Genomic DNA, 14,129 nt, shown 5'->3' on the forward strand with positions numbered 1-14,129 from the left:
CCTCACCCTGAGTTCCAGGAACGACTCTTTCAGCATCACCCATAGGCAAACGATCGCAAACTTCCTACAGTCGCTGCCATGTCCAGCCGACCCCTGCCCGTGCACGCCACCCGTCCGCGTCGTGCCCGCGCAGCACTCGTCATCGCCGGGACGGCCCTGGGCGCCGCGGCCTGCGTCGTCGTGGCCGTCCTGCTCGGCCGGCAGCTGGTCGAGGCCGGCACCGGCTCGTTGGGCCTGCCGGACGTCCTCGTCTCGGCGGTCGAGCTCGCGCTGGCGCTCGGGGCCGGCGCCTGGCTGGCACGGACCTCGACCGACGTCTGGTCCCTCTCCCAGGAGGCCGCGAGGTCGGACGCCGGGCCCGGCTCGCCCTCCCACCTGATGCTCCCCACCGGGCGCGCTCGGGTCGCCGCCCTGCTCCTGGGCGTCAGCCTCGGGGCCACGGCCCTCCCGGCCCAGGCCGCGCCCCGGTCGCCCGCGGCCACCGTCGCGTCGACGGCCGGGACCACCGCGGCGGCACCCGCGACCCCGTCCGACGGCTCCCGGGCTCGGTCCACCGCGGGCTGGACGACGTCCTCGTCCCCGGGCTCCAGGCAGGGCGACCGCGCTGGTGCCCCGGCCGGCCCCGTGTCACCGGAGCTCCGAGCGCCTGCTCCTCCCCAGCCCTCCCCCGTCGACCCCGAGCTGCGACCGGCCCGCCAGGCCCAGACCGGTCGCCCCGCACCGGCGGCTACCCACGTCGTGGTGCGTGGGGACACGCTGTGGAGGATCGCGGCTCGACACCTGCCGCCCGACGCCGACGCCGAGACCGTGGCGCGGGCCTGCGCCGCCTGGCACGACCGCAACCGCGACACCATCGGCCCGGACCGTGACCTGATCCTGCCGGGACAGGTCCTGACCGCCCCGGTGGCCGCACCCACCGTGAACCAGCTCCAGGGGAACCCATGACCGTCATCGCGACCCGTCCGCACCTGCGCCCCGCGCCGGTGATCGCCCCGGAGCCGCTGGACACCGCCGGCGGCGTCGTCACCCTGCCGCTCGACGACGAGCCCGACCACGACCGCCAGCCGGTGCTCGCGCTCGACTTCCACGAGCGGGACGCCTTCTTCGGGCCCCAGCCGACCGCCAGCGCGGACCTGCCGTCCGCCCGGGTCTGGGCCCAGCAGGTCAGTCAGGCCCTCGTGGAGGTGCTCGGAGCGCATCGGCCGGTCAGCCAGCTGGTGCGCTGGACCACCACCGACGTCTACGCCCGGCTGGCGCGCGGGTCGCAGGCCGTCGGCAACCGGCACGCACGTCGTGGCCGACGCCCGGTCGTGCGCAGCGTCCACGTCTCGGGCGACCGCGACGGCCTCGCCGAGGTGACGGCGGTCGTCGTCGTGGGCGAGCGGGTCCGTGCGCTGGCCTTCCGGATGGTCGGTCGCGACGGCCGCTGGGTCATCGACGAGCTCGTGGTGGGCTGACCCCACCAGCACGAACGCCCCCGCACCCGGCTACCCGGTGCGGGGGCGTTCGTCATACAGGCTGGTCAGCGTCCCTTGCGCTGGCTGCGCTTGGCGGCGCGACGCTCCTTGCGGGAGCCGGCGGACGAGTCGGGTGCGCCCTCGTCGTGCTCCTCGACGCCACCGTCCTCGCCGGGCGCGCTGTAGTGCAGCCGCTCCTGATGACGCTCGGGCTCCAGGCCCTTGGCCTTGAACTGTGCCTTGGCCTCGGCCTTGGCCTCGGCCGCGTCGGAGAGGCGCTGAGCCTCCTCCTCGCCGATCTCCACCTCGAGGTTGAACAGGTAGGCGACCGACTCCTCCTTGATCCCGTCCATCATGGCCTCGAAGAGCATGAACCCCTCGCGCTGGTACTCGACCAGCGGGTCGCGCTGGGCCATCGCACGCAGGCCGATGCCCTCCTGGAGGTAGTCCATCTCGAAGAGGTGCTCGCGCCACTTGCGGTCGAGCACGGAGAGCAGGACCCGGCGCTCGACCTCGCGCATGACGGGCTCGCCGAGCTCCGCCTCGCGCTGGTCGTAGGCGTGCTGGGCGTCCGACTTGAGCTCCAGGGCGAGGTCCTCGCTCCGCAACGCCGACCGGCCGCCAGCGTCCGCCTCGAGCTCCTGCCAGGTCACCGCGACCGGCCAGACCTGGCGCAGCGCCGTCCACAGCCGGTCGAGGTCCCACTGCTCCGGGAAGGCCTCACCGGTCTCGGCCGTGACGTAGCCGTCGACGACGTCGTTGATGAACAGCCGGATCTGGTCCTGGAGGTTCTCGCCCTCGAGGACGCTGCGTCGCTCGTCGTAGATGACGGTGCGCTGGCGGTTGAGGACGTCGTCGTACTTGAGGACGTTCTTGCGGATCTCGAAGTTGCGGCCCTCGACCTGGGTCTGCGCGCTCTGGATGGAGCGGCTCACCATCTTGGACTCGATCGGGACCGACTCCTCGATGTTGGCCCGGGCCATGAAGGTCTCGACCATCGCGCCGTTGAACATCCGCATGAGGTCGTCCTGCAGCGACAGGTAGAACCGGCTCTCGCCGGGATCGCCCTGGCGACCGGACCGGCCGCGGAGCTGGTTGTCGATGCGGCGGGACTCGTGCCGCTCGGTGCCGAGGACGTAGAGCCCGCCGTAGCCGACGACCTCCTCGTGCGCGGTCGCGGTGGCCCGCTCCGCCGCCGCGAGCGCCTCGTCCCAGGCCGCTTCGTACTCCTCCGGCGTCTCGTCGGGGTCCAGCCCGCGGGCCTTGAGGTCGGCCATGGCGCGGAACTCGGGGTTTCCGCCGAGGATGATGTCGGTGCCTCGACCGGCCATGTTGGTGGCGACGGTGACGGCGCCCTTGCGCCCGGCCTCCGCGACGATCGCGGCCTCGCGCTCGTGGTGCTTGGCGTTGAGGACCTCGTGCGGCACCCCACGACGACGCAGCAGCTCGGAGAGGTACTCCGACTTCTCCACGGAGGTGGTGCCGACGAGGACCGGCTGGCCCTTGGCGTGCCGCTCCTGCAGGTCGTCGGCGACGGCCTCGAACTTGGCCGCCTCGGTGCGGTAGACGAGGTCCGGCTGGTCCTTGCGGATCATCGGGCGGTTGGTCGGGATCGGCACCACGCCGACCTTGTAGATCTGGTGCAGCTCGGCGGCCTCGGTCTGGGCGGTGCCGGTCATGCCGGACAGCACCTTGTAGAGCCGGAAGTAGTTCTGCAGCGTGATCGTGGCGAGCGTCTGGTTCTCGTTCTGGATCTCGACGCCTTCCTTGGCCTCGATCGCCTGGTGCATGCCCTCGTTGTAGCGACGGCCCGGCAGCATGCGGCCGGTGTGCTCGTCGACGATCAGGACCTCGCCGTTCATCACGACGTAGTCCTTGTCGCGCTTGAACAGCTCCTTGGCCTTGATGGCGTTGTTGACGTAGCCGATGAGCGGGGTGTTGACCGACTCGTAGAGGTTGTCGATCCCGAGGAAGTCCTCGACCTTGGCGATGCCTGCCTCCAGGATGCCGACGGTGCGCTTCTTCTCGTCGACCTCGTAGTCGCCGGCGCCGTCGGTCCCGCGCTCGAGCCGCTTCACCAGGCGGGCGAACTCGACGTACCACTTGGTCGCCTGGTCGGCGGGCCCGGAGATGATGAGCGGGGTGCGCGCCTCGTCGATGAGGATCGAGTCGACCTCGTCGACGATCGCGAAGTTGTGGGGGCGCTGCACGAGCTCCTCGGTCGACCAGGCCATGTTGTCGCGCAGGTAGTCGAAGCCGAACTCGTTGTTGGTGCCGTAGGTGATGTCTTTGGCGTACTCGGCCCGCCGCTGCTCGGGCGTCATCGAGGCGAGGATGCACCCGGTCTCCAGCCCGAGGAAGCGGTGCACGCGGCCCATCTGCTCGGCCTGCGTGGACGCGAGGTAGTCGTTGACCGTGACGATGTGGACGCCCTTGCCCTCGAGGGCGTTGAGATAGGCCGGCAGGGTCGCGACCAGGGTCTTGCCCTCACCGGTCTTCATCTCGGCGACGTTGCCCTGGTGCAGCGCTGCCCCGCCCATCAGCTGCACGTCGAAGTGCCGCTTGCCGAGGGTGCGCTTGCTGGCCTCGCGGACGACGGCGAAGGCCTCGGGGAGGATGTCGTCGAGGGTCTCGCCGTCCGCGAGTCGCGCCCGGAAGGTGTCCGTCTCGGCCCGCAGCTCGGCGTCGGTGAGGCGCTCGAAGTCCTCCTCGACGGCGTTGACCTGGGCCGCGATGCCCTGCAGCCGGCGGAGGGTCTTGCCCTCACCGGCGCGCAGCAGACGCTCGATCACTGACACGTTGAGCTCCCTCGATGATGGATGACGCGTGGGGGCCGACCCCCTGGTCGGCGCACACCTGGCCCAGGGTAGTCCGTCCTGCGGGCGCTGGGTGGCAACCCGGCGTCAGCGAGCTGGTCGGTCCGCACGCACGCCGTCATGGACAACGTCGGGGACGCCGAGCCAGTGCCCGAGCGTGGACAGCTCCTGCTGCAGCGCGACCACGGCCTCCTCCGACGCGGCGCCGTCCTCCCAGTGCAGCCCGCGGACGAGCAACCGGCCGGTGGGCCGGTCCGCCTTGAGGTCCACGCGCGCCACGAGCCGCTCGCCGTGCAGGAACGGCAGGACGTAGTAGCCGTGCACCCGCAGCTCGGCGGGCACATAGATCTCGAGTCGGAAGTCGAAGCCGAACAGCGCCCGGGTCCGGTCCCGCTGCCAGACCAGCGAGTCGAACGGGCTGAGCAGGGCGCTCGCCGTCACCGTGCGAGGCACCCTGGCGTCCCGGTGCACGTATGCCGCCGCGCGCCACCCCTCGACGGTCACCGGGACGAGCGCTCCCGCCGCCACGAGGTCGGCGACCGCGGGGCCGACCTGCTGGGGCGAGAGGCGGAAGAAGTCCCGCAGGCAGCGCAGCGTGCCGACCCCCAGCGCGCGGGCGGACAGCTCGACCAGCCGCCGGACGTGCTCGGCGTCGAGCGTGGCGTGGGGCTCGGCCTGGGGCTTGGCGTAGGGCTCGGCGGACGATGTCGGCGATGTCGGCGATGTCGAGGACGACACCTCGGCGGCGGCCCGCGCGGCGCGTGCGGCGGCCACGTCGTCCAGGACGGTGCGGGGCAGGACGCGCTCCAGGGCGGCATACCGCCGCTCGAAGCCGGCCGTCCGCCCGGCGCTGGTGATCCGCCCGGCCCAGAAGAGGTGCTCGAGGGCGTTCTTGACCATGGACCAGTTCCAGCCCCAGTCGTCCCGCTGCCGGGGCAGGTCGTGGGCCAGGGCGCGCTCGACCTCGCGCGAGGTCAGCGGACCGCGCGTGACGACCTCTGCCAGCACCGCGGCCACGAGCTCGGGGTGCTCCTGGGCGACCCGGCGCATGCCGCCCCAGGCGTCGTCCTCGGCCCGGCGCATCCGCACGTCGAGCAGCGGCCAGGTGGTGGGCGGGACCAGGCTGGCCTCGTGGGCCCAGTACTCCACCATGCGGCGGGGGGCACGGTCACGCAGCCGGTCCAGCAGGGCCGTGTCGTAGGCGCCGACGCGGGAGAAGAACGGGAGGTAGTGGCTGCGGGTGAGGACGTTGACCGAGTCGATCTGGACGACCTGGACGGTGGACAGGACCCGCACGAGGTCGCGTGCCGTCACCACCTCCGGGTGGGGGCGGGTGAAGCCCTGGGCCCCGAGCGCCATACGACGGGCCTGCGACAAGGTGAGCCGACGCACCGGGGAGGCCGGCCCGGTGGCGGTCCCGAGATCGTCCCGTCGCGCGGTCATTCGGGCAGTTCGAGGATCTTCTGGCGGACGGCGTACATCACGGCCTCCATCCTCGAGTGCAGCTGGAGCTTCTCGAGGATGTTGCGGACGTGGTTCTTGACGGTGTTCTCCGAGATGAACAGGTCCGTGGCGATGTCCTTGTTGGCCATCCCACGCGCCACCAGCTTGAGGACCTGCAGCTCGCGGTCCGTGAGGCGGGGCACGGGCATCTGCTGCCCCTCCTCCTGCCGCTTCATCATCAGCGCGAACTCGGCGAGCAGCTTGGAGGCCATGGGCGGGGAGATCAGCGACTGACCCGCGTGGACCTGGCGGATCCCGACCGCGATGTCCTCGCCGGGCACGTCCTTGAGCAGGTAGCCCGTCGCGCCGGCCCGCACGGCGTCGTACAGGTCCTGCTCCTCGTCGGAGATCGTCAGCATGATCACCTTGCTCGACGGGACGACCTCCCGCACCCGGGCCGTGGCCTCGGGGCCGGACAGCCGGGGCATGCGCACGTCCATGAGGACGACGTCCGGGATGAGCTCCTCGGCCTGCGCGACCGCGTCGGCGCCGTCGCTGGCCTCCCCCACGATCTCGATGTCGGGCTCCTGGGCGAGCACCATCTCCAGACCCCGGCGATAGAGCACGTGGTCGTCGGCGACCAGCACCCGGATCCGCTCTGGCCGCGTCCGGTCGCCGGGGGCGTGGGATCGGGGGTGGATGTCCTGGATGCCCGTCATGCCCGCATGATGCCACGGTGGTGGGCCCCAGCCCGGTCTGGCGTGCCGGTCACGCCCGCGTGCCGAGGGGCGGCCCACCCGTGGTGGGCCGCCCCTGGGCGGTGGTGCGAGCGGCGGTCAGGTCGAACGACTCTCGAGGTCGGACTCGGGCTGCACCTCGCTGTCGAGGTGCAGCACGCCGTAGGACCAGCCGCGCCGGCGGTAGAGCACGCTGGGCGTGCCCGAGTCGGCGTCGGTGAACAGGAAGAAGTCGTGCCCGACCATCTCCATCTCGTAGAGCGCCTGCTCGAGGTTCATGGGAGCGGAGCTGTGGTGCTTGACGCGGACCTCGATCGGTGAGTCCGCGACCTCGACCACCTCGGGGCCGTCGTCCTCCGGGGTGGCGGAGGGGCTCTCCCCGGCTCCTGCGCCGGAGCCCGCGTCGGTGGCGGTGAGCTGCGGCGTGGCGGCGGCACCGGGTCCGGCGTCGACCAGCTGGGCGGGGGGCGGCACGTCGGTGGACGTGGTGACCTTGCGGCGCTTGCCGCGACGGCGGTCGTTGGCCTTCTTGAGCCGGTCCAGGAGCTTGTCCGCCGCGACGTCGAAGGCGGCGTACTTGTCGTCCGAGGTCGCCTCGGCCCGGATGACCGGGCCCTTGACGCGGCACGTGATCTCGACGGTCATGGTGCCCACGCCGTTGGCGCTGCCGTGCTTGGAGACGACGATGTCCAGACGAGGATCGCGGTTGGCGAGCAGCTCGATCTTGTCGAGCTTCTCCTGCGCGTGGTCTCGGAACCGGTCGGTGACGGGGACGTGACGGCCGGTGATCTGGATGTCCATGAATTCCCTCCTAGGGAGTGACCTGCTCGACATACTCAGGCCCGTCGGGCCTGCGGAGAACTGTGTCGAACCACCCCCGTCCATCTGGGAGGACCACGCTCGTCATCGAGCCGTTACCCGACGTTAGCGCACGCCGTCGGTGATTGCCCAGCGCGCCCCGTGGCGGGTTGCGGCGGGTCGCGGCGACCACCACGGCACCGGCCACCTCCACCCCCTCGGAGCGCAGCGCCCGGGCGGCCTCGACGAGCGTGGCGCCGGTGGTCAGCAGGTCGTCCACCAGCAGCACCGGCCGCCCACGCAGGTGCTCGCACGCACCTCGCGAGGTCACGCGCATGGCTCCACGCAGGTTGACCGCGCGTGCCTCCTGACCCAGCAGCGCCTGGTCGGCGGGACGGCCCCGCGTCGTGAGGACGGAGCGGTATGACGCCCCGGCCACCTCGCCGGACGCGGCCGCGACGAGCTGCTCGAGCGGGCGGTCGCCCCGCCGCCGGCGGGCGGCCGGGGACGTGGGGACCGGAACCACCGCCACGCCCCGCCGCGGGGGCGGGCGCAGCGCCCCGACCGCCAGGTCGAGCGCCGGGACGAGCAGCTCGAGCAGGGTGCCGCGCAGGTCGCGCCGCCCCTCGTCCTTGTAGGCGTGCAGCACCCGGCGGACGACGCCGTCGTTGACCGCCGTGGCCACGACGGCCGGCAGACCCGGCGGGCAGGGGTCGGGCAGCACGACGCGGGGACCGCCGGGGTAGCACCACCCCCACAGGGCCGATCGGCAGGCCGGGCACACCCGGCCGCCTGGACGGCCGCACGCGCCGCACACCACCGGGAGCGCCAGGTCGACCAGGGCGGAGGCGAGCGTGGGAGTCACGCGCCCCAGCGTCCCACCCGCGTGGCAGCGGGCGGACGGCATACGGCCGGCCTGTGGATGGGGCCCGTCGGCCGTCCACAGGTCGACGTGCGCCAGCTCAGTGGCCGGGGACCACGAAGTCGCTGGTGCTGGACACGATCGGGGTCAGGCCGTTGCCGGACCGGACCAGCGCGGCGCCGCGGCGCGTGGTGACCACGATGCTGCGGCTGCCGCCGAAGGTCGTGATGCCCGTGGGGTTGCGGACCGTCCCCAGCACCTGGCTGGGTCCGCTGATCGGGGCGATCACCACCCGCTGCTCGCTCTTGGTGTCGACGGCGCCGACCACGCCGATCGTCTCGGCGTCGAGCCAGGTCGCGTCGGTCACGTCCGTCGAGGCACCGCCCACGGCGATCGGCGTGGCCAGCCCCACGGGGCGACCGTCGCGGCGTAGCACGCCGGCGACCCCCACGGTGGACGGCCCGCCACCGATCGGCTCGGACACGACGAGGACGCGCTGCCCCTCCGCGGAGGGCCGCAGGGCGACCACCCTCCGGTCGGCCAGCCACGGCACGTTGATCGCGACCGGTGGGCGACCGCTCAGGTCGGAGGTCGGCTGGACGAGCACGCGGGTGCCCGCGGTGGTCCGACCGGCCAGCCAGAGGTAGCCCGCGGGGTCGTAGGCCGGGCGGGTGAGGTCGGTGGCGAACCCGCGCACCCGCACCAGCCGGCCGTCCCGCCAGCGGGCCAGCTCCTCCTCGTCGCCGTCGAGGCCCGCGATCTCGTGCCCGTCGGCGGATGCGGCGAGGCGATACCACTCCGGGCCGACGTCGGGCAGCGGGGGGCCGTCCGCGCGCGCCTCCTTGCGCGACCGGTTCTCGGTGAGCTGGCGCGGGTCGACCCGCTCCAGGCTGGCGCCGCTGCGCAGCAGGACCGGGCCGGTCGGCGCCTCGGCGTCGCGCAGGTCCACGTCCTCCGCCCCGAGGGCGCGGTCCGGCAGCCCGGGCACGCTGAGCCGGGCGCCGTCCGCCTCCAGCTGCACCGCGTCGACGCCTCCGACGGCGGTCAGGGTCGTCGTGATCTGCTGCCACATGCGCCGCCGGTTGAGGTCGTCCGCGTTGAGGGCCCGGCTGCTGAGGACCACGCGGGCCGTGCCGCCCTCGACCGACACCGAGCCGTGGGCCAGCTCGGTGTACTCCGGCACCCCCGTCAGGACCGCGCCCTGCAGGTAGGTCGGGGGCGGCGCGAGCTGGGCCCGCGCGAGCCGGGTCACGAGCCCCGGGCCCTGCAGGAACCAGCGCCGGTCGGTCACGCCCGTGCCATCCGGCGTGACATAGGTGATGGGGAAGCTGGTGTAGAGGCCGAAGTCCGCGCGGCTGATCCACACCGTCGGCCGTCCGTCCAGGCCGCCGTCGATGCGCCACTGGTCACCGACCTTGACCAGGCGCAGCGCGACCGATCGCGTCTGGCCGGGCGGCAGCTCGGCGTAGTGCCCCTCGCGGTCCAGCTGGGCGCTGATGCGCCCCGTCACCGTCACCGTGCCGGGCGCGGTGACCTTGACCGTGAGCGCCTCGGGGCCGTCGTAGATCCAGGCCGAGCCGTCCGGCTGCCACTGGCCCGACGCCCTGGGGGTGAGGTACTCCCGCGCCACGCTGCTGTCGTCGTCCGCCCCCAGGCCCTGCCGCAGGAAGTCCGTCACCAGGTCGTCGGCGTCCGACCCGGACACCGGTCCGCGCGGGATGATCCGCACCCCCGCGTCCTGCGCGCCGCCGACCGCCTGCCCCTGGACCACCGGCGTCGATCTCGGCAGCCCGGAGCAGCCCGCCGCCAGGACCGCGGCCGCGAGCGCGAGGCCCCAGGCACGGGCCGTATGACGTGCCCGGCCCGGCCTCACGGGTGGTTCACCCCGGTCGGGTCCTTGTGCGGCGCCGCCGCGAGCTGGTCGGGCAGCAGCGCGAGGACCCCCGCCGTCCCGACGTCGAGCGAGGTGCCCGGGACCGGGTCGAGGACCTCGTTGGTCGACTGGGTGGGGACCGGCGGGTTGACGCGCAGGCCGAGGGGCTGCATGGGCAGCGGGGACTCGGTCACGTCCTCGCCGAAGGTCAGCGGCAGCGTGAGGCGGAAGCACGAGCCGACGCCGGGCTGGCCCCAGGCCTCGAGCCAGCCGTGGTGCAGGTGGGCGTCCTCCATCGAGATGGACAGCCCGAGACCCGTCCCACCGGTGGTGCGCGCCCGAGCCGGGTCCGCGCGCCAGAACCGGGTGAAGACGAGCGACGCCTCCCCCGGCCGCAGCCCGACCCCGCTGTCGCGGACCGCGACGGCGGCGGCCTGGGCGTTGCGCCCGATCTCGACGTAGATGGGCTCCCCCTCGCCGTGCTCGATGGCGTTGACGACGAGGTTGCGCAGGACGCGCGTGATCCGCCGCCGGTCCATCTCGGCGACCACCGGCTGGGTGGGTGCGACGACGCTGACGGTGCTGCCACGACGCTCGGCCAGGGCCGCCGCGTCGTCGACGACCTCCTGCGCGATCTCGCGCAGGTCGCCGGGCGCCGGCTCGATCGTCGCGGCCCCGGCGTCGATGCGGCTGATCTCGAGCAGGTCGGTCAGGAGGTTCTCGAACCTCTCCAGCTGACCGGTGAGGAGCTCGGCGCTGCGAGCCGCGCCGGCGGAGAAGTCGCCCCGGGCGTCGTACAGCACGTCGGCCGCCATGCGCACCGTGGTGAGGGGCGTGCGCAGCTCGTGCGACACGTCCGAGACGAACTGCTGCTGCAGCCGGGACAGCCCCTCGAGCTGGACGATCTGGGTCTGCAGGCTGGACGCCATCCGGTTGAAGGACCGGCCGAGGACGGCAATGTCGTCGGTGCCCTTGACCGCCATCCGCTGGTCCAGCCGACCCGAGGCGAGCCGCTCGGCCACCTGCGCGGCCCGTCGCACGGGATCCACGACGAGCCGGGTGACGACGAACGCCACGCCGCCGATGAGGACGATCAGCAGGCCCCCGGCCAGCAGCAGGTTGCGGGTCACGATGTCGAGGGCCTTGGACTCGGCCCGCATGGGATAGGCGTAGTAGAGGTCGTAGCCACCCACCCCGGGCGGCAGCTGGACCCGCGCCCCCACGACCACGGTGGGCAGCTCTCCGTCGTCGCGCGCCAGGGTTACCACCTGGATCTGCTGGTGCCCGCGGTCCGCCTGCACCCGGCCCTGCAGGGTCGCCGGGATCTCGCCGAGGGTGAGGTCCCCCGCCGCGACGGTCGGCAGCGGCTTGCGCGTGTTGTCCTGCGCGGGCGTGAAGATCACGTCGCGCGACAGGTCGGGGGCCTTGTCCTGCTGCACGATGTCGGTGGCCATCTGGCGCAGCGCGGCGTCGTCGGTCTTGTCGGCGTCGTCGAACCTCGCCTGCGCCGAGCGCACCCGGGCGGCGGCGTCGTTGGAGGCGGTCCGCAGCTTCTCCTCGGTGAGGCCGTCGGCCACCCGGCCGTGCAGGTAGGACCCGACGATGAGCAGCATCGCCGTCCCCAGGACCATGGTGCTCGCGACCGTGCGCAGCAGCAGGGACCGGCTCCACAGCTCGACCAGCCGGTTGACGCCGTGCCGCAGCCACGGCCAGGAGCGTGACAGAGCACCACCCCCGAGACGAGCGATCCGACCTCGCAGGGCCGCGAGGTCGGACTTGAGGGTGCGGGCCATGGCCTAGGCCGGTCCGCCGGCCTTGTAGCCCACCCCGCGGACCGTCAGCACGATCTCCGGGTGCTCGGGGTCGTGCTCGATCTTGGACCGCAGCCGCTGCACGTGGACGTTGACCAGGCGGGTGTCCCCGGCGTGGCGGTAGCCCCACACCTGCTCCAGCAGCACCTCGCGCGTGAAGACCTGCCACGGCTTGCGCGCCAGGGCGACGAGCAGGTCGAACTCCAGCGGCGTGAGGGACAGCGCCTCGTCGCCGCGCTTGACGGCGTGCCCCGCCACGTCGATCGACAGATCACCGATGGTCAGGTGCTCCTGCTCGACCTCCTCGCCACGCCGCAGCCGGACCCGCATGCGCGCGATCAGCTCGGCCGGCTTGAACGGCTTGACGATGTAGTCGTCGGCGCCGGACTCCAGCCCGACGACCACGTCGGTCGTGTCGGTGCGGGCGCTGAGCATCACGATCGGCACGCCCGACTCCGCGCGGATGCGACGACACACCTCGACGCCGTCCATGCCCGGCAGCATCACGTCGAGCAGCACCAGGTCCGGCTTGACCTCGCGGAAGGCGGGCACGGCGGCCGTGCCGGTGGCCACGTGCGTCACGTCGAAGCCTTCGTTGGTCAGCACGATGCCCAGCATCTCGGCGAGCGCGAGGTCGTCGTCGACAACCAGGATCCGGCTCTTCACGGGGGGTGCTCCTTCGCTGCGGGACGTCCTGCGTCATCTTCACACACAGTGGGCCCGGGATAACGGAAGGGTCACGGCCCGACGGCGTGTCCCGGGGTGACCAGGCCGTATGCCGCAGCGGGCCGACGCCTCCGGGGTGGAGGCGTCGGCCCGCGGCATACGGCAGGTGCGCGGTCAGGCAGCGGACCCGCTCAGTAGCGGTAGTGCTCCGGCTTGTAGGGGCCGGCGACGTCGACGCCGAGGTACTGCGCCTGCGGCTTGGTCAGCTCGGTGAGCCGCACGCCCAGCGCGTCGAGGTGCAGGCGGGCGACCTTCTCGTCGAGGTGCTTGGGCAGGACGTACACGTCCGTGGAGTACTCCCCCGGCTTGGTGAACAGCTCGATCTGGGCGATCGTCTGGTTGGCGAAGGAGTTGGACATCACGAACGACGGGTGCCCGGTCGCGTTGCCGAGGTTGAGCAGGCGCCCCTCGGACAGCACGATGATCGAGCGGCCCGCGGGCTGGCCGTTCTCGCCGGTCTCGGCGAAGGTCCACTCGTGCACCTGCGGCTTGATCTCGGTCTTGGTGATGCCGGGGACCTTGGCCAGGCCGGCCATGTCGATCTCGTTGTCGAAGTGGCCGATGTTGCCGACGATCGCCTTGTCCTTCATCGCGACCATGTGCTCGGTGCGGATGACGTCGTAGCAGCCGGTGGTCGTGATGAAGATGTCCGCGGACTCCACGACGTCCTCGAGCGTGGCGACCTGGTAGCCCTCCATCGCGGCCTGCAGCGCGCAGATCGGGTCGATCTCGGTGACGATGACGCGCGCGCCCTGGCCGCGCAGCGAGTCCGCGCAGCCCTTGCCGACGTCGCCGAAGCCGCAGACGACCGCGACCTTGCCGCCGATGAGGGTGTCCGTGGCGCGGTTGAGCCCGTCGATCAGCGAGTGGCGGCAGCCGTACTTGTTGTCGAACTTGCTCTTGGTGACCGAGTCGTTGACGTTGATCGCCGGGAAGAGCAGCTCGCCGTCGCGGGCCAGCTCGTAGAGGCGGTGGACGCCGGTGGTGGTCTCCTCGGTGACGCCCTTGATCTCGGCGGCCACGCGGGTCCACTTCTGGGGGTCCTCCGCGAGGGTGCGGCGCACGAGTGCCTTGAAGACGCCGAACTCCTCGGAGTCCTCCTCGGTCGTGGGGGGCACCTGGCCGGCGGCCTCCCACTCCTTGCCCTTGTGGACGAGCATCGTGGCGTCGCCGCCGTCGTCGAGGATCATGTTGGCGTAGACCTGCTCGCCGGATGCGTCCTGGCCCCACGTCAGGATCTGGTTGGTGCAGTCCCAGTACTCCTCGAGCGTCTCGCCCTTCCAGGCGAAGACGGGGACGCCCTGCGGGTCCTCGGGGGTGCCCTGCCCGACGACGATGGCGGCGGCCGCCTCGTCCTGCGTGGAGTAGATGTTGCAGCTGGCCCAGCGGACCTCGGCGCCGAGCGCCGTGAGGGTCTCGATGAGCACGGCGGTCTGCACGGTCATGTGCAGCGAGCCGGCGATGCGGGCGCCGGCGAGCGGCTGGGCCTCGGCGTACTCCTCGCGGAGCGACATGAGGCCGGGCATCTCGTGCTCGGCGAGCCGGATCTGGTGGCGGCCCGCCTCGGCGAGCGAGAGGTCGCGGACCTGGTGGTCGAACGTCACGA

11 protein-coding genes are annotated in these 14,129 nt (G+C 72.5%); 2 read left to right on the forward strand and 9 right to left on the reverse strand.

The window, feature by feature from the left end; translation table 11 throughout:
* Nucleotides 1-78 precede the first annotated feature (78 nt).
* Nucleotides 79-945, forward strand: coding sequence for a LysM peptidoglycan-binding domain-containing protein (locus tag K313_RS24215; RefSeq protein WP_029211575.1), 867 nt, complete (start codon nt 79-81; stop codon nt 943-945).
* Complete coding sequence (locus K313_RS20795; protein ID WP_019287655.1) at nt 942-1,457, forward strand: Rv3235 family protein; 516 nt, start codon at nt 942-944, stop codon at nt 1,455-1,457. The genes K313_RS24215 and K313_RS20795 overlap by 4 nt, the downstream gene beginning before the upstream one ends.
* 65 nt (nt 1,458-1,522) lie before the next feature.
* Here the strand turns inward: K313_RS20795 and secA are convergent, their stop codons facing one another.
* From secA to ahcY, 9 genes are all read right to left on the reverse strand, one after another.
* Complete coding sequence (secA, locus tag K313_RS0110460; RefSeq protein WP_029211576.1) at nt 1,523-4,255, reverse strand: preprotein translocase subunit SecA; 2,733 nt, start codon at nt 4,253-4,255, stop codon at nt 1,523-1,525.
* Between the two features lie 105 nt (nt 4,256-4,360).
* The gene (locus K313_RS0110465; protein WP_029211577.1) at nt 4,361-5,716 is read right to left on the reverse strand and encodes a winged helix-turn-helix domain-containing protein; all 1,356 of its coding nucleotides are present in this window, start codon (nt 5,714-5,716) and stop codon (nt 4,361-4,363) included.
* Nucleotides 5,713-6,435, reverse strand: a complete 723-nt coding sequence (locus K313_RS0110470) for a response regulator (RefSeq protein WP_029211578.1) — start codon at nt 6,433-6,435, stop codon at nt 5,713-5,715. The genes K313_RS0110465 and K313_RS0110470 overlap by 4 nt, the downstream gene beginning before the upstream one ends.
* Before the next feature lie 117 nt (nt 6,436-6,552).
* The gene (hpf, locus tag K313_RS0110475; protein WP_019287651.1) at nt 6,553-7,254 is read right to left on the reverse strand and encodes a ribosome hibernation-promoting factor, HPF/YfiA family; all 702 of its coding nucleotides are present in this window, start codon (nt 7,252-7,254) and stop codon (nt 6,553-6,555) included.
* Nucleotides 7,255-7,264: 10 nt separating this feature from the next.
* On the reverse strand, nt 7,265-8,116 hold the full coding sequence (locus tag K313_RS20800; RefSeq protein ID WP_156911300.1) for a ComF family protein: 852 nt from the start codon (nt 8,114-8,116) through the stop codon (nt 7,265-7,267).
* Nucleotides 8,117-8,213: 97 nt separating this feature from the next.
* Nucleotides 8,214-9,986 (reverse strand): LpqB family beta-propeller domain-containing protein, encoded by a 1,773-nt coding sequence (locus K313_RS0110485; RefSeq protein WP_156911302.1) that lies wholly within the window; start codon nt 9,984-9,986, stop codon nt 8,214-8,216.
* Nucleotides 9,983-11,779: an MtrAB system histidine kinase MtrB gene (gene mtrB / locus K313_RS24220; protein WP_029211581.1), complete on the reverse strand. Its 1,797-nt coding sequence runs from the start codon at nt 11,777-11,779 to the stop codon at nt 9,983-9,985. The genes K313_RS0110485 and mtrB overlap by 4 nt, the downstream gene beginning before the upstream one ends.
* A gap of 3 nt (nt 11,780-11,782) precedes the next feature.
* The gene (gene mtrA / locus K313_RS0110495) at nt 11,783-12,463 is read right to left on the reverse strand and encodes an MtrAB system response regulator MtrA (RefSeq protein WP_029211582.1); all 681 of its coding nucleotides are present in this window, start codon (nt 12,461-12,463) and stop codon (nt 11,783-11,785) included.
* Between the two features lie 191 nt (nt 12,464-12,654).
* Complete coding sequence (ahcY, locus tag K313_RS0110500) at nt 12,655-14,127, reverse strand: adenosylhomocysteinase (protein WP_029211583.1); 1,473 nt, start codon at nt 14,125-14,127, stop codon at nt 12,655-12,657.
* Nucleotides 14,128-14,129 lie beyond the last annotated feature (2 nt).

The organism is Arsenicicoccus bolidensis DSM 15745 (assembly GCF_000426385.1).
GTDB lineage: Bacteria > Actinomycetota > Actinomycetes > Actinomycetales > Dermatophilaceae > Arsenicicoccus > Arsenicicoccus bolidensis.

Coding starts and splice junctions, on each gene's coding strand:
- hpf (WP_019287651.1), bottom strand. CDS start 7,254: ATGGACATCCAGATCACCGGCCGTCACGTCCCCGTCACCGACCGGTTC.
- K313_RS0110470 (WP_029211578.1), bottom strand. CDS start 6,435: ATGACGGGCATCCAGGACATCCACCCCCGATCCCACGCCCCCGGCGAC.
- K313_RS20795 (WP_019287655.1), top strand. CDS start 942: ATGACCGTCATCGCGACCCGTCCGCACCTGCGCCCCGCGCCGGTGATC.
- mtrB (WP_029211581.1), bottom strand. CDS start 11,779: ATGGCCCGCACCCTCAAGTCCGACCTCGCGGCCCTGCGAGGTCGGATC.
- K313_RS0110465 (WP_029211577.1), bottom strand. CDS start 5,716: ATGACCGCGCGACGGGACGATCTCGGGACCGCCACCGGGCCGGCCTCC.
- K313_RS24215 (WP_029211575.1), top strand. CDS start 79: ATGTCCAGCCGACCCCTGCCCGTGCACGCCACCCGTCCGCGTCGTGCC.